Source organism: Brachybacterium atlanticum, assembly GCF_025669985.1.
GTDB lineage: Bacteria > Actinomycetota > Actinomycetes > Actinomycetales > Dermabacteraceae > Brachybacterium > Brachybacterium conglomeratum.
Genome location: NZ_JAKJJW010000022.1, coordinates 39,013 through 54,651 on the forward strand (window position 1 = coordinate 39,013; position 15,639 = coordinate 54,651).

Here is a 15,639-nt window from a genome sequence, read left to right on the forward strand (position 1 = left end):
GGCGCGCGGGCGCCTCAGCCCAGGTCGCGGGCGGAGCGCTCGATCACGGCGAGCCACTCCTTGCGGGCTTCGAGCGCCGCCTCGGCCTCCGCGATCTTCTTCGGGTCGCCGCCGGCACGGGCCTTCTCCAGCGCCTCCTCGTAGGAGGCGATCGCGGAGTGCAGCTGCGAGGACGCACCCTCGACGCGCGCCTTGGTGCGCGGATCGGTGCGGCGCCACTCGGCCTGCTCGGCGTCCTTCACGGCACGCTCGACGGCCCGCAGGCGGCCGTCGATCCGACGCATGTCGCCGCGCGGCACCTTGCCCGCCTCCTCCCAACGGTCCTGGACCGAGCGCAGCGCGGACTTCGCCGCGTCGAGGTCCTTGCCCGGGTCGAGCGCCTCGGCCTCGACCAGCAGCGCCTCCTTCACCTCGAGGTTCTTGCGCTGCTCGGCCTCGGTCTCGTGGAGGTCCGCGTTGCGCGCCGCGAAGAACGTGTCCTGGGCGGCCTTGAACCGCTTCCACTGGGCGTCGTCCTTCTTGCGGCTGCCGCGGGGCGCGCGACGCCACTGGTCCATGAGGTCCTTGTACGCCCGGACCGTCGGACCCCAGTCGGTGGAGTCCTGCATCGCCTCGGCGCGGGCGATGAGCTCCTCCTTCTGCGCGGCGGCCTCGGCATGCCGCTCGTCGAGCTGGGAGAAGAACTGCTTGCGCATTCGGTCGAAGGAGGCGCGGGCGGCCGAGAGCCGCTTCCACAGCGCCTCCTCGGTGGGGCGGTCCAGGCCGATGTCCTCGGACTGCATCTGCTTCCACGTCGGGACCATCTGACGCATCGTCTCGCCGGCGTTCTTCCAGGAGATCTGCTCCGGCTCGGTGGCGACCAGGGCCTCGATCGACTCGACGAACTCGGTGCGGCGACGGGTCGCGGCCTCACGGCCCTCGGCCCGCTTCGCCTCGAGCGCCCGGATCTTCTCCTTGGCCTGCTCGCGCAGCTCGGAGGCGCGTGCGCGCAGCGCCGGGATGTCGCCGACGACCTGCGGCTCCTTCATGTTCTTGCGCAGGTTCTCCAGGAGCCGGTTGAGCTCGTTCTGGGTGTGCTCGGGCGCGGTGAGGGCGGAGGCGGTCTGGTCGAGGAAGGCGACCAGGTCCAGGTACCCCTTCGCGAAGGGCTCGAGCGCGGCGTCGTGGTCGGTCTCGGTCGTGGTGCCGATCGTGCGCACCTGGGTGCCGTCCTGGACGGTGACGGTGCCGTCCTCCGCCACGCTGCCGAAGGCCTTCGCCGCGGCGATCTCGGCGGGATCGTGCTCGGCGGCCGCGGGAGCGACGGGCAGCAGGGCCGCCGTCGGCTTCTTGCCCGCCAGCGCGGCAGGGGAGGGGGCGGCCGGTCGCGGGCGGAAACCGCCCGGCGCGGGCTTCGGCCCGGGGGTCGGTGCAGGCGTCGCCGCGGCGGGGGCGCCCGCTCCCGCGGCGGGGGCCTCGTCGTCGGTGGGAGTCGCGTCGTCCGAGGAGGTCGCGTCGTCCGAGGAGGTCGTGTCGGCCGTGGAGGACTCGCCGGTCGGGGCGCTCTCCTCGGTCGTGGTGCTCTGCTCGGTCGTGGTGCTCTGCTCGGCCGTGGCGTCGACGACGGCGTCGGCGGGCTGGGCGGCTGCCTGGTCGGCGGGGAGGGAAGTCTCGGACTCGCTCACGATGAGCTCCTTCGATGGGATCCGCTGCGGGGCGGGACACTGCCGTCACCAGGACGGCCGGGCTGATGGGGTGCTCGTCACGGAGGGACCGGGGCGACCACGTCACGGAACTCTACAGCGGAGCGCGCCGGCGTTCCGCCTCGTCCGGCGCCGTGCGACCGTGCCTCGGGCACGCCCGGCCCCGAGAGGGGATAATGGGCCCGCACCGCAGACGACCAGAAGGAAGTGCACCGCATGGCGAAGATCGCCGCCCTGTCAGGATTCCCGGAGTGGCTCCCCTCCGAGCGTCTCGTCGAGCAGCACGTGATCGACGTGTTCCGGGAGGTCGCCGAGCTGCACGGGTTCTCCGGCATCGAGACGCGCGCGGTCGAGCCGCTCGAGCAGCTGCTGCGAAAGGGGGAGGTCGACAAGGAGGTGTACGTGCTGCGCCGCCTCCACGCCGAGGAGGGCGACGAGGACGCCCGCGCCGACCGCTCCCGCACCCTCGGCCTGCACTTCGACCTCACCGTCCCGCTCGCGCGCTACGTGCTCGAGCACCAGAACGAGCTCGTCTTCCCCTTCCGGCGCTACCAGATCCAGAAGGTGTGGCGCGGCGAGCGCCCCCAGGACGGCCGGTTCCGCGAGTTCTACCAGGCCGATCTCGACGTGATCGGCCAGGACACCCTGCCCGGCCACGTCGAGGCCGAGGTCGCGATCGTGATGGCGGAGATCCTCTCGCGCCTGCCGCTGCCGCAGGTGAGCATCCACGCCAACACCCGCCGCCTCTCCGAGGGCTTCTTCCGCGCGATCGGCTTCGAGGACCACACCCCCGTGCTGCGCGCCCTGGACAAGCTCCCGAAGATCGGCGCCGACGCCGTGGCCTCCCTGCTGCGCGACGAGGCCGGCGCGAGCGAGGAGCAGGCGCAGAAGGCGCTCGCCTTCGCCTCGATCCGCACCCGTGACGCCTCCTTCGGTCAGCAGGTCCGCGACCTCGGCGGAAGCGGCGAGATGGTCGAGGAGGGCATCGCCGAGCTCGCCGCCGTCATCGAGCGGGTCGAGGCGGCCGTGCCCGGCATGATCGTCGCGGACCTCTCGATCGCCCGCGGCCTGGACTACTACACCGGCACCGTGTTCGAGAGCTTCGTCGCCGGGCACGAGTCGCTCGGCTCGATCTGCTCCGGCGGACGCTACGACCGCCTCGCCTCCGACAACCGCCACACCTATCCCGGCGTCGGCCTCTCCATCGGCCTCTCGCGGCTGGTCTCCCGCCTCGTCTCGGCCGGGATGGCGGCCCCGAGCCGCGCGGTCCCCACCTGCGTGCTCGTCTCGGTCGCCGACGAGGAGCACCGGAGCCACAGCGATGCGGCCGCCCGAGCGCTGCGAGCCCGCGGCATCTCCTGCGAGGTCGCCCCGAGCGCCGCGAAGTTCGGCAAGCAGATCCGCTACGCCGACCGCCGCGGCATCCCCTTCATCTGGTTCCCCGGCGAGGAGGGCACCGGCGGGGAGGTCAAGGACATCCGCAGCGGCGACCAGTCCGCGGCCGACGCCGTTACCTGGCAGCCCCCCGCCGAGGACCTGCGCCCGCGCGTCCTCGCCGCCCAGGAGGGCCGGACGGACTGACGGCCCGTCCGACCGCCGGCGGATGAGCTGTCTCACATCGCGGCCCCGAGGGAATGATCCCCGGGGCCGCGGCGTTCCAGCCACCATGGCTACGCTCACCCTGACCACCGAGAACCACGACAAGACCGTCGAGGACGGCATCGTCCTGATCGACTTCTGGGCGGGCTGGTGCGTACCGTGCCAGCGCTTCGCCCCGATCTACGAGGAGGCCTCGGAGACGCACGAGGATGTCACCTTCGCGAAGGTCGATACCGAGGACCAGCAGGACCTCGCCATGCGCTACGGCGTCACCTCCATCCCGACCCTCGTCGCCTACCGCGAGGGCATCCCGGTCTTCTCCCAGGCCGGCGCCCTTCCGCAGTCCGCGCTCGAGGACCTCATCGGCCAGGTGAAGAACCTGGACATGGACGAGGTCCGCAAGGCCTACGCCGAGGCCCAGCAGAAGCAGGGCTGATCCCTCCGCAGGGCCGACCCCGGTCGCGCCCCCCGCGACCCCGACGACGACAGGACCCCGCCACCCGAGAGGGCGGCGGGGTCCTGTGCTGTGCGGAGGCACTGCGCCGCGAGATGCCCGGCGGAGCCGGACACCGCCGAGCTCACGCCCCGGGCGGCCGCATCGAGGCGGGGCCGGCATCGGGGCGGGAGCGGCGCTCAGCCCTCCCGGCGGAAGGGGCGACGCTTCCCCTCGGGGCGGCCGCCGCGGTCGTCACGGCGCGGACGGTCGTCGCGGCGGAAGGGTCGCTCGCCGTCACGACGCGGGCCCTTGCCCCCGCGCGGCCCGCGGTCCGGGCCGATGCGCAGCTCGCGACCGGCGAGCTTCGCCCGGCCGATGCGGTCGATCTGCTCCGGGCTGAGCGAGCCGCGGATCTGGACCAGCGAGAAGTGCGGGAAGATCTGGATCTTGCCGATGTCCTTCCCGTTCAGGCCGCCCTCGCCGGTCATGGCGCCGACGATGCCCGGCGGGCGCGCGCCGTGGGAGTGGCCGACCCCGACCTTGTAGGAGGTGTACCCGCGCTCCGTCGGCGTCGCCTCCCGCGGGCCGCGGTCGCCGCGCTCTCGGTCGTCCCCGCGCAGCTGCGCGCCGGTGAACTCCTCGTCCTCCGTCGCCGCGCCGGGGCCCTCGTCGCCCACGGTCATCGCGCCGAGCACGGCGGCGAGCTCGAGCGGGTCGATCTCGTTCTCGGCGACGAACTCGCCGATCAGCTCGCGGTACAGCTCCAGACGGCCCCGCTCGATCCGCTCGGGGACCTGGGTCAGCAGCGCGGCGAGACGATGCTTGGAGACGTCGCGGGGCGAGGGGATGTCCGCCTCGGCGAGGGTCTGCTTGGTGGCGCGCTCGATGTTCTTCAGCGCACGGCGCTCGTGCGGGCCGATGAAGGTCAGCGCCTCGCCGGTGCGGCCCGCGCGACCGGTGCGGCCGATGCGGTGGACGTACGACTCCGCCTCCTTGGGCACGTCGAAGTTCACCACCAGGCCGATCCGCTCGACGTCCAGGCCGCGGGCGGCGACGTCAGTGGCGACGAGCACCTGCAGGGAGCCGTCGCGGAGCCGCTCGACGATCTTCTCGCGCTCCTTCTGCGGCACGTCGCCGCTGATCGACGCCGCGATCAGGCCGCGGGCCACCAGCGCGGAGCCCACCTCCTCGGCGGCGGCGCGGGTGCGCACGAAGACGATCGCCGCCTCGGCGGACGAGGTGGCCAGCACGCGGGCGAGCGCGCCGGTGCGGTGCTTGAAGGGCACCACGGCGTAGGTCTGGGTGACGCTCTTGACGGTGGAGGACTGCGGGGTGACGCTCACGCGCACCGGGTCCTTCATGTGGGTCTGCGCCACGCGCTGGATCGCGGCGGGCATCGTCGCGGAGAACAGCGCGACCTGACGGCTCTCGGGGGAGTGGGAGAGGATCTCCTCGACGTCCTCCGCGAAGCCCATGCGCAGCATCTCGTCGGCCTCGTCCAGGACCGCGAAGCGGATCGTGTCCAGCTTGAGGTTCGCGCGGCGCATGTGGTCCATCACGCGGCCGGGGGTGCCGACGACGACCTGGGCGCCGCGGGAGAGCGCGCGCTCCTGCGGCCCGTAGGGGGAGCCGCCGTACAGGGCGACCACGTCGAGCCCGCCCATGGAGGTGGCGAAGGAGGAGATCGCGTCGGCGACCTGCATCGCGAGCTCACGGGTCGGGGCGAGCACCAGCGCCTGCACCTCGCGGACGGACGGGTCCACGGCGGCCAGCAGCGGCAGGCCGAAGGCGGCCGTCTTGCCGGTGCCGGTCTGGGCGACGCCGATCACGTCGCGGCCCTCGAGCAGCGAGGGGATCGCCTGCGCCTGGATCGCCGAGGGGGTGGTGAAGCCGAGCTCGTCGACCGCGCGCCGCAGCGGCGCCGGCAGGTCGATGTCGTCGAAGCTGGGCCCGGCCGGGGCCTGCGGCTCCTCGGCGGCCGACGGGGCGGTCCCGCTCTGCGCGCCCGCCCCCTCGGTGCTCTCGGTCACGGTCTCGGCAGGGACTTCGGACCCGTCGGCGGGGTCGGCGGCATCGGGGGCAGGGCGGGATTCGGTCATGGCGTCCTTACGACGGTCAGGGGTTTCAACAGGCCCCAACAGGTCGCAGGGCGTGGCTGCCCATACATTCCGCGCTGCGAGCGCCATGCGCGGGGCACGGCATGCTCGGGCGGACTCGGGCGGAAGGACCTGCGCTCCGGCAGGTCGAACAGATCTCGAGTCTACGGGGGAGAGGGCCCGCTCCGACAGGTCGGCGGTGGCGAGATCCCTCACCCCGGACGGTAGGCTGGCCTCTCCGCGCACCCCGTGCGCCGGACCCCGCGCGCCCCGCGCCGGGGAGCCACCGACCCCCGACACCGCGAAGGACATCCCGTGCTGCGCACCCACACCGCCGGTGAGCTCCGCCAGGAGCACATCGGACAGACCGTCACCCTCACCGGCTGGATCGGCCGTCGCCGTGACCACGGCGGCGTGACGTTCCTCGATCTGCGCGACGCCGCGGGCGTCACCCAGGTCGTCGTGCGCGAGGACGAGGCGATGCACCTGCGCAGCGAGTACGTGCTGAAGGTGACCGGCTCCGTCGACCGCCGCCCCGAGGGCAACGAGAACCCGCAGCTGCCCACCGGCGAGATCGAGGTCACCGCGACCGAGGTCGAGGTGCTCAGCACCTCCGCGCCGCTGCCGTTCCAGCTCGACGAGCACAGCGAGGTGGGCGAGGAGACCCGCCTGCGCTACCGCTACCTCGACCTGCGCCGGCAGGGTCCGGCCGCCGCGATGCGCCTGCGCTCCGAGGTCAACCGCGCCGCGCGCGACACCCTCCTGGACCAGGGCTTCGTCGAGGTCGAGACCCCGACCCTGACCCGCTCCACCCCCGAGGGCGCCCGCGACTTCCTGGTCCCCGCGCGCCTCGCCCCGGGCTCCTGGTACGCGCTGCCGCAGTCCCCGCAGCTGTTCAAGCAGCTGCTCATGGTGGGCGGCATCGAGAAGTACTTCCAGCTCGCCCGCTGCTACCGCGACGAGGACTTCCGCGCCGACCGCCAGCCCGAGTTCACCCAGCTCGACGTCGAGATGAGCTTCGTGGACCAGGAGGACGTGATCGCGCTGGCCGAGCAGATCCTCTCCGCCGTCTGGGCGAAGGCCGGCCACGAGATCTCCGGCCCCTTCCCGCGCCTCACCTACGCCGAGTCGATGCGCCGCTACGGCTCGGACAAGCCCGACCTGCGCTTCGACCTCGAGCTGGTCGAGATGACCGAGTACTTCTCGGACACGCCCTTCCGCGTGTTCCAGGCCCCCTACGTCGGCGCGGTCGTCATGGCCGGCGGCGCCTCCCAGCCCCGGCGCCAGCTCGACGCCTGGCAGGAGTGGGCCAAGCAGCGCGGCGCGAAGGGTCTCGCCTACGTGCTGGTCCAGGAGGACGGGACCCTCACCGGCCCCGTCTCCAAGAACATCTCCGAGCAGGAGAAGGCAGGTCTGCTCGAGAAGACCGGCGCGGCCCCCGGCGACTGCGTCTTCTTCGCCGCCGGCGAGCCGAAGAGCTCCCGTGCCCTGCTCGGCGCGGCCCGGAACGAGATCGCCGAGAAGCTCGGGCTCATCGACGAGGACGCCTTCGCCTTCGTGTGGGTCGTCGACGCGCCGATGTTCGAGCCCGCCGCGGACGCCCGCGCGGCCGGTGACGTCGCCGTGGGCGGCGGCGCCTGGACTGCGGTCCACCACGCCTTCACCTCGCCGAAGCCCGAGTTCCTCGGCACCTTCGACACGGACCCCGGCTCCGCGCTCGCCTACGCCTACGACATCGTCTGCAACGGCAACGAGATCGGCGGCGGCTCGATCCGCATCCACTCCCAGGACGTGCAGCAGCGCGTCTTCGAGGTGATGGGGATCGGCGCCGAGGAGGCGCAGGAGAAGTTCGGCTTCCTGCTGGACGCCTTCCAGTTCGGTGCCCCGCCGCACGGCGGCATCGCCTTCGGCTGGGACCGGATCGTGGCGCTGCTGGCCGGGGAGGAGTCGATCCGCGAGGTCATCGCCTTCCCCAAGACCGGCAACGGCTACGACCCCCTGACCGCGGCCCCCGCCCCGATCACGCCGCAGCAGCGCAAGGAGGCGGGCGTCGACGCGAAGCCGTCCGCGAAGGACGCGCCGAAGGATTCCTCGAAGGACGCGCCGCAGGGCGAGACGGGCCCAGCCTCCCCGAAGGCCTGAGCCCTCTGCACACGAGAACGGCCGACGCGAGCGATCGCGTCGGCCGTTCTCGTGGTCCCGGGGAGTCGCTCAGCGAGGCGCCTCGCCGTGCTTGATCTGCGGCTTCGGCAGGCGGAAGCGGCGGATCTGGATCGCTCGCATGATCCCGTAGCCGACCAGGCCCTGGCCCACCGAGCCGAAGCGCTCGGTGAGCTTCGCGCGCAGGGAGCGGCGCAGGACGAGGCTGTCGATCACGCACAGCGCGATGCCGCCCCACAGCACGACGATCATGCCCGTGCTCATCGCGGTGGTGATCTCCGGACGGATCAGCGGCAGCACCAGCGCCACCAGCATGAACACCAGCGCGATCGGGAAGAAGTACTCGGCGACGTTGCGGCGCGAGTCCACGACGTCGCGCACGTAGCGGCGCTCGGGGCCGCGGTGCTGCGCCGGCATCTTCCGCTCGTCGCCGGTCACCAGCGCCTGCTGCGCCTCCATGCGCTCCTGGGAGGCGCGCTCGCGATCGCGCTTGCGCGCCTCCTTGCGGTCGTCGACGACCAGCGGACGGCGGCGCGCCGCCTCGGCCTCCTTGCGGGTGCGCGTGGGGCGACCCTTGGTGCCGGGGCGGGAGGGGGCCGGGGACTGCTCGGCGGGATGCGGGGGCTCGGACTTGCGGAAGATCACCGGGGCATTCTAGGCGACGGGGACGGGAGCCGCCTGGGACCCCTGCGAGGGCCTGCCCCGTACTCGGGTCCGTCGCCCGGCGTACTCGGGTCCGTCGCCCGGCCGCGGCGGTACCGTGAGGGCCATGAGCCTGAACGAAGACCCCGTCTCGCCCACCGCCGACGCCGCGTCCCCGGAGGAGGTGCAGGCGCTGCGCGAGCGCCTGGATCCCCTGCTCCCCGCCGCGATCGAGGACCTGAAGGATCTGGTGCGGATCCCGTCGATCGCCTTCGAGGGGTACGACCAGGAGCCCGTGCGCCGCAGCGCCGAGGCCGTCGCCGAGCTGCTGCGCGGCGCCGGCATGGAGCAGGTGGAGATCGAGTCCGTCGCGGGCGGGAGCCCCGCGGTCATCGGACGCAGCCCGGCCGCCCCGGGTCGCCCGACGGTGCTGCTCTACGCGCACCACGACGTGCAGCCCACCGGCGAGGTCTCCGACTGGAGCAGCGACCCCTTCGAGCCCGTCGAGCGCGACGGCCGCCTCTACGGGCGCGGCGCGGCCGACGACAAGGCCGGCATCATGGCCCACGTCACCGCGCTGCGCCTGGTCGGGGAGGAGCTCGCGGCCGACGGCATCGGCGTGAGCGTCTTCGTCGAGGGGGAGGAGGAGGCGGGCTCCCCGACGTTCCGTCCCTTCATCGAGGCGCACCGCGACGCGCTCGCGGCGGACCTCATCATCGTCGCGGACTCCGCGAACTGGGCGGTGGGCACCCCCGCCCTGACCACGAGCCTGCGCGGACTGGTCGACCTCGTGGTCGAGGTGCGGGCCCTGGACCACGCCGTCCACTCCGGCCTCTTCGGCGGCCCCGTGCTCGACGCCCTCACCCAGCTCAGCCGCCTGCTCGCCACTCTGCACGACGAGAACGGCACGGTCGCCGTCGAAGGGCTGCGCCGCGCTGAGGACCCGAGCGTCGAGATGGAGGAGGCCGACTACCGCCGCGACGCCGGCGTCGTCGAGGGGGCCGAGCTCTCCGGCGAGGGGCCGCTGACCGCGCGACTGTGGACCCGTCCGGCGCTGTCGGTGATCGGCATCGACGCCCCCTCCGTGCGCGACGCGTCGAACACTCTCGTGCCCGTGGCCCGCGCGAAGGTGTCGCTGCGGATCCCGCCGGGCGAGGACCCCGAGCGCGCCATGGAGGCGCTGACCGCCCACCTCGAGTCCCACGCCCCGTCCACGGCGAAGGTCACGATCCACCGCGGAGAGCTGGGCCGCCCCTTCAGCGCCGCGCAGAGCTCGGCCGCGATGGACCTCGCCCGCCGCTCCTTCGCACGAGCCTGGGACACCGAGGCGGTGGACACCGGGCTCGGCGGCTCCATCCCGTTCATCGCCGACCTGCTCGAGGTCTTCCCGCAGGCCGAGGTGCTGGTCACGGGGGTCGAGGACCCCGAGTCCCGTGCGCACGGCATCGACGAGTCCCTCCACCTCGGGGAGTTCGCGAAGGTCTGCCTGGCCGAGGCGCTGCTGCTGCGCGGCGCCGGCGCGCTCGCGGAGAGCACCTCGCAGATCCGCGACGGGGACGGGGCATGAGCGGCCAGGGACCGGGCCGCCAGAGCGCCGGGGCCGGCCGGGGGAGCGGGCAGCAGCCCGCGCCGGTCTCCCCGCTGATGATCCCGCTGCTGGTGCTGGGCCTCGCGATCGGCTTCTTCTCCGGCTACTTCCTGCTGGGGTGGGGCGCGCTCGTGGTCCTCGGCGTGATCGTGGCGGCCGTCTCGCTCGTGCTCAGGGGCCGCAGCCGGGACGGCGCCACGGGCGCGATCGCCGGCGTGCTCCTCGGGTACGCGGGCGTGATCCTGGTGGCGCTCTTCCGCGGCGCGCTGTGACAGCGACCGGGAGGGGGAGCGGCTCCGCGCCCGCCGGCCGCGGCGGCAGGGGGCGTTCCCGTCGGCCGGTGCACGGACGTGAGGCGGCTCGCCGCCGGCGGTCCTCCCCGTTCCCGGCGGCCGAGGCGTATCCTGGGGGGAATCGAGCTTCGAGGAGGACCGCATGACCACGACCACCACCGAGCGTCCCGCCGCGGCGCACGGCGTCACCCTCACGTCCGGCGCCGCGCAGAAGGTCACGAGCCTGCTGGAGCAGGAGGGCCGTGACGACCTCCGCCTGCGGATCGCGGTGCAGCCCGGCGGCTGCTCCGGGCTGATCTACCAGCTCTACTTCGACGAGCGCCTGATGGACGACGACCAGGTCGTCGACTTCGAGGGCGTCGAGGTGATCGTCGACAAGATGAGCAGCCCCTACCTCAGCGGTGCCGTCATCGACTTCTCCGACACCATCGAGAAGCAGGGCTTCACGATCGACAATCCCAACGCGGGCAGCTCCTGCGCCTGCGGCGACTCCTTCTCCTGAGTCCCGCCCCGCCGCGCCGAAGGGCCCGGGCCACGTCCTGACGACGTGGCCCGGGCCCTTCCGCATGCGCTCCGCGCCCGGTGACCCCGCCCTCCCGGGGCGCTGCGGGTGTGATCGTCGCGACGTGCAGATCACGGACCGGTCACGGCGCCGCGAGAGGGGAGGGCCACGGTGGGTCGAAGTGCCCGCACCACCCGTCGGACGCCGTATGATGACGAGGTGCCGTCAAGTGACGGGCCTTCCCGGGTCCGCCACGGCTCGCTCCTCAGGGGCGGGCGCGGCACTGTGGGTGTGTTCAGCCCACGTCAGTACCAGCTCCGCGCCGCGGAGCCGCCCCGGATCCTCCGTCCGGGTCGGCGACGAGGGCAGGAGACGACGAGCGGAAGGTCATTCCCTGTGATCCCCCAGGTCCCCAAGCGCGCGCGGCGCGGCCGCCGCGCAGCGGCAGCCGGCCTCGCCCTGGCCACACTGGTCCTCGCCGGTTGCACCCAGGCGCAGCAGCGCGGGTTCCTCCCCGGCCCCGACGACGGCCAGGAGGTCACCAACCAGACCGAGAGGATCACGAACCTCTGGGTCGGCTCCTGGTCCGTGCTGATCCTCGTCGGCCTCATCATCTGGGGCCTGACCATCTGGTGCGCGGTGGCCTACCGCCGCCGGAAGAACGACAAGGGCTTCCCGATCCAGCTGCGCTACCACGTGCCGCTCGAGCTGATGTTCACCCTCGTGCCCGTGGTGATGGTGCTGACGCTCTTCTACTTCACCCAGCGAGATACGCGCGAGGTGGAGATGCACGTCGCCGAGCCTGATGTGACCGTCAACGTCGTCGCCAAGCAGTGGAGCTGGGACTTCAACTACGTCGACGACAACGTCCACGAGCCCGCTGGGGTGCAGTCCTTCGCCACCGGCGAACCGGGCGCCGAGGAGTCGCTGCCCGTGCTGTGGGTGCCCGTCGACCAGACCGTCGAGTTCCGCCTCGACTCGCGCGACGTCATCCACTCGTTCTGGGTCGTGGACTTCCTGTACAAGAAGGACATGATCCCGGGGCGCACCACGAGCTTCCAGGTCACGCCGACACGCATCGGCGAGTACTCCGGCAAGTGTGCCGAGCTGTGCGGCGAGTACCATTCGGACATGCTCTTCACGCTGAAGGTCGTGTCCCAGGAGGACTACGACGCGCACATGGAGGAGCTGCGCCAGCAGGGCAATGAGGGCCAGCTCGGCGTGGACCTCAACCGCAACGAGGAGGAGTGGAGCATGCGCGAGAAGGTTGACGACGCCGGTCCTCGCTACACCGAGGAGACCGCGACCCGCGGCAACGAGGGAGACGACCAGTGAGCACCGACGTCACCGCCTCGCCGAGCACCACGGCGCCCGCGCGGTTCCAGGAGGAGCGCCCCACCAACCTGGGGAGCCAGTTCTTCAAGCTCCTGACCACCACCGATCACAAGCTGATCGGCATGATGTACATGGGCATGGCGTTCGCGTTCTTCGCGTTCGGCGGCCTGCTCGCGCTCGGCATCCGCGCCGAGCTGTGGGAGCCCGGGCTGCAGGTCGTGGTCTCCAAGGACCAGTACAACCAGCTGTTCACCATGCACGGCACGATCATGCTGCTGATGTTCGGCACGCCGCTGTTCAACGGCTTCGCGAACTACCTCGTGCCGCTCCAGATCGGCGCCGTGGACATGGCCTTCCCGCGGCTGAACATGTTCGCCTTCTGGATCACGCTGTTCGGCTCGCTCATCGTGGTGGCCGGCTTCCTCACCCCGCAGGGCGCCGCGTCCTTCGGGTGGTTCGCCTACGCGCCGCTGTCGGACACGACGTTCTCGCCCGGCCTGGGCGGTGACCTGTGGGTCTTCGGCTTGGCGTTGCAGGGCTTCGGCACGATCCTGGGCGCGGTCAACTTCATCACCACGATCATCTGCATGCGCATGCCCGGCATGACCATGTTCCGCATGCCGATCTTCACCTGGAACGCCCTGATCACCGGTGTGCTGGTGCTCATGGCCTTCCCTACGCTCGCCTCGGCCCTGCTGGCGCTCGGCGCCGACCGCCGCTTCGACGCGAACATCTTCGATCCCGCCAACGGCGGTCCGATCCTGTGGCAGCACCTGTTCTGGTTCTTCGGCCACCCCGAGGTGTACATCCTCGCACTGCCCTTCTTCGGCATCGCCTCGGAGATCATCCCGGTGTTCTCGCGCAAGCCGATCTTCGGCTACAAGACCCTGGTGGGCGCGACGATCTCGATCGCGGCGCTGTCGGTCACCGTGTGGGCGCACCACATGTACACCACCGGCGCCGTGATGCTGGACTTCTTCGCCTTCATGACGATGCTGATCGCGGTCCCGACGGGCGTGAAGTTCTTCAACTGGATCGGGACCATGTGGCGGGGCTCGCTCACGTTCGAGACGCCGATGCTGTTCACCCTCGGCTTCCTCACCACCTTCATCTTCGGCGGTCTGACCGGCGTCATCCTGTCCTCGCCGGTGCTGGACTTCCCCCTCTCCGACACCTACTTCGTGGTCGCGCACTTCCACTACGTGATGGCCGGCACCGTGGTGTTCGAGATGTTCGCGGGCTTCTACTTCTGGTGGCCCAAGATGTTCGGCTACAAGCTCAGCGAGGGCATCGGCAAGCTCCACTTCTGGCTGCTGACCATCGGCTTCCACATGACCTTCCTGATCCAGCACTGGCTGGGCGTGGCCGGCGCACCGCGTCGGTACGTGAACTACCTCGCCGAGGACGGCTTCGACTGGATGAACCAGATCTCGACCGTCGGCGCGTTCATCATGGGCGTCTCCACCCTGCCCTTCCTCCTCAACGTGGTCCTGACCCACCTGAAGGGGAAGAAGGTCGAGGTCGACGATCCGTGGGGCTACGGCGCCTCGCTCGAGTGGGCGACGTCCTGTCCGCCGCCGCGCCACAACTTCCACTCGCTGCCCCGCGTGCGCTCCGAGCGCCCTGCCTTCGACCTCCACCACCCCGAGGTCGCGCTGCAGGACCACATGCTCGCGGAGGAGCCCGCCAAGAACCCGAGGACGAACTGACATGAGAGCAACCGCAAAGATCTTCTGGATCCTGGGCGCCTTCTTCCTGGCCGTCACGATTGCCTACGGACTGCTTACCGGTACCTTCGATCCGCTAGGCGTTGAGACGGTTGGCTTCCCTGTGATGGTTGCTCTTACGGGCTTGGCGTTCATGATCGGGATGGCTATGAGCCTCGCGGTGCGCAAGAACGACCTGGGCCCTTCAGAGGACATGTATGGCGAGGTCGAGGCGGACGCCGGTGTGCAGGGCAGCTTCAGCCCTTACAGCTGGGCGCCGCTGTGGGCTGCGGTCGGAGCGGGTCTCTGCTTCCTTGGCGTCGCCGCCGGCTGGTGGATCTTCGCCTTCGGCGTCATCTTCGCGATCTACGGCATCCTTCTCTGGGTGCTCGAGTTCTCGCGGGGCCAGCATGCCCACTGACTGCTTTTCGGGGTACTTTCACTGATAGGTGACATCTGTTTTGGCTTCCCTGTTGGATCGCTTGGAGGGGTTTGCACTACGCCCGCTCCCTGCCCGGTAGAGCTCCACGCACATCTCGTGCGGGTGGCCCGTTCCGGTAAGGACGGAGTCAAGATCGCGACGAAGGGGACTGGTGCACGTGGGTGGCACATCATCTGTGGCGCTGAGCAGCATCGCAGGGAAGGATGTACATCATGCCTGCGCCCTATCTCCAGGAGTTCCGTGACAAGGTCCTGCGCGTCGGGAAGAATCGTGAACCTGGCTAGAAGCTTTCTCAGATCCCTCACGACTTCGGGATCCCCGAGTTTTGCCTGACGAACTGGGTGCGCCAGGCCGATGTCGAGGATAGAAACCGTTCGGGGAGGACTCGGGAAGAGTTGAGCGAACTGCGCGACCTTCGTCGTTGGAACCGGTAGCTCGAGCAGCAGAACGAGATCCTCCGCCACGTCGCGGCCTACCTCTCCCAGGCGAACCTGCCGGGAATAGGTTCTGCCTGCTCGTGAGCGAGCTTCGCTGGCGACGGGATTCCTGTCGCGGTGCCCCTTCGGGCCCTGAAGGGCTCTCGCCGACCCTACTACCGCTGGCGGAATCAGCAGGTCACCGAGGCTGAGCTGGTCGAGGCCTACCGCGCCAACGCCCTGTTCAACGAGCACCCCGACGATCGGACCTTCGGCTATCGACCTCTGGCGGACGAGGCTGCGGTCGCCGGGGAGGTGATGTGTCGGCGGACCGTGTGGCGGATTTGCCGGGACAACCAGTGGTTCTTGGCCTTCGGGAAGAAGCGGGGCTAGAGCGGCAGTCGCCCTGACCGCCCCACGATGGCCTCGTCCAACGCGATATCGCCGCCGATGATGTCAGGGAACTATGGATGACTGACATCACGGAACACTCGACCAACGAGGGCAAACTCTACCTCTGCGCAGTCAAGGACGTGTTCTCCGGCCGGATCGTTGGCTACTCGATCAGCGACCGGATGAAGGTCCGCCTCGTGATGAACACCCAACGTCACATCCCACCGTGGAGATGTTGCTGTGTGTACCGTACATTCGGACCGCGGGAGCCAGGGTGGATTCAACTGGTGGACGCAACACCTCAGGTCGAGGAGGGTGTTGATGGGACGACCAGCTGGATGGCTGAAGG

The 15,639-nt window shown here is 70.8% G+C and carries 13 protein-coding genes and 1 pseudogene; 11 read left to right on the forward strand and 3 right to left on the reverse strand.

The genetic code is table 11. The features are described from left to right. Positions 1-14: 14 nt before the first annotated feature. Positions 15-1,664 (reverse strand): DUF349 domain-containing protein, encoded by a 1,650-nt coding sequence (locus tag L3K22_RS11485; protein ID WP_263311485.1) that lies wholly within the window; start codon positions 1,662-1,664, stop codon positions 15-17. Between the two features lie 234 nt (positions 1,665-1,898). Between L3K22_RS11485 and hisS the strand changes: the two genes are divergently transcribed. Further along, complete coding sequence (hisS, locus tag L3K22_RS11490; protein WP_263311486.1) at positions 1,899-3,263, forward strand: histidine--tRNA ligase; 1,365 nt, start codon at positions 1,899-1,901, stop codon at positions 3,261-3,263. A gap of 85 nt (positions 3,264-3,348) precedes the next feature. After that, positions 3,349-3,717, forward strand: a complete 369-nt coding sequence (gene trxA / locus L3K22_RS11495) for a thioredoxin (protein ID WP_259881545.1) — start codon at positions 3,349-3,351, stop codon at positions 3,715-3,717. Between the two features lie 197 nt (positions 3,718-3,914). Here trxA and L3K22_RS11500 read toward each other — a convergent pair whose 3' ends face one another. Then, positions 3,915-5,816: a DEAD/DEAH box helicase gene (locus tag L3K22_RS11500; protein ID WP_263311487.1), complete on the reverse strand. Its 1,902-nt coding sequence runs from the start codon at positions 5,814-5,816 to the stop codon at positions 3,915-3,917. A 312-nt stretch (positions 5,817-6,128) separates the two neighbouring features. Here L3K22_RS11500 and aspS point away from each other — a divergent pair, with 312 nt between their 5' ends. Beyond that, a complete protein-coding gene (gene aspS / locus L3K22_RS11505) occupies positions 6,129-7,955 on the forward strand; it encodes an aspartate--tRNA ligase (protein WP_263311488.1) in 1,827 nt (608 codons plus the stop codon). A gap of 69 nt (positions 7,956-8,024) precedes the next feature. Here aspS and L3K22_RS11510 read toward each other — a convergent pair whose 3' ends face one another. Further along, entirely contained in the window at positions 8,025-8,618 is a 594-nt protein-coding gene (locus L3K22_RS11510; protein ID WP_053917773.1) for a DUF3043 domain-containing protein, read from the reverse strand. A 124-nt stretch (positions 8,619-8,742) separates the two neighbouring features. On the opposite strand from L3K22_RS11510, the gene L3K22_RS11515 reads away from it, so the two are divergent. From L3K22_RS11515 to L3K22_RS11550, 8 genes and pseudogenes are all read left to right on the forward strand, one after another. Beyond that, positions 8,743-10,182: a dipeptidase gene (locus L3K22_RS11515; protein WP_263311489.1), complete on the forward strand. Its 1,440-nt coding sequence runs from the start codon at positions 8,743-8,745 to the stop codon at positions 10,180-10,182. Continuing rightward, a complete protein-coding gene (locus tag L3K22_RS11520) occupies positions 10,179-10,475 on the forward strand; it encodes a hypothetical protein (protein ID WP_234695706.1) in 297 nt (98 codons plus the stop codon). The genes L3K22_RS11515 and L3K22_RS11520 overlap by 4 nt, the downstream gene beginning before the upstream one ends. Before the next feature lie 163 nt (positions 10,476-10,638). Next, complete coding sequence (gene erpA / locus L3K22_RS11525) at positions 10,639-10,998, forward strand: iron-sulfur cluster insertion protein ErpA (protein ID WP_053917775.1); 360 nt, start codon at positions 10,639-10,641, stop codon at positions 10,996-10,998. 396 nt (positions 10,999-11,394) lie between these two features. Then, complete coding sequence (gene ctaC / locus L3K22_RS11530) at positions 11,395-12,333, forward strand: aa3-type cytochrome oxidase subunit II (protein WP_010552352.1); 939 nt, start codon at positions 11,395-11,397, stop codon at positions 12,331-12,333. After that, positions 12,330-14,042: an aa3-type cytochrome oxidase subunit I gene (ctaD, locus tag L3K22_RS11535; RefSeq protein ID WP_010552351.1), complete on the forward strand. Its 1,713-nt coding sequence runs from the start codon at positions 12,330-12,332 to the stop codon at positions 14,040-14,042. Before ctaC ends, ctaD begins: the two co-directional genes overlap by 4 nt. Before the next feature lies 1 nt (position 14,043). Then, on the forward strand, positions 14,044-14,460 hold the full coding sequence (ctaF, locus tag L3K22_RS11540; RefSeq protein ID WP_010552350.1) for an aa3-type cytochrome oxidase subunit IV: 417 nt from the start codon (positions 14,044-14,046) through the stop codon (positions 14,458-14,460). Positions 14,461-15,035: 575 nt separating this feature from the next. After that, positions 15,036-15,290: a hypothetical protein gene (locus tag L3K22_RS11545; protein ID WP_010552349.1), complete on the forward strand. Its 255-nt coding sequence runs from the start codon at positions 15,036-15,038 to the stop codon at positions 15,288-15,290. Positions 15,291-15,367: 77 nt separating this feature from the next. Continuing rightward, positions 15,368-15,639: pseudogene (locus L3K22_RS11550) on the forward strand (hypothetical protein); the annotation flags it as partial.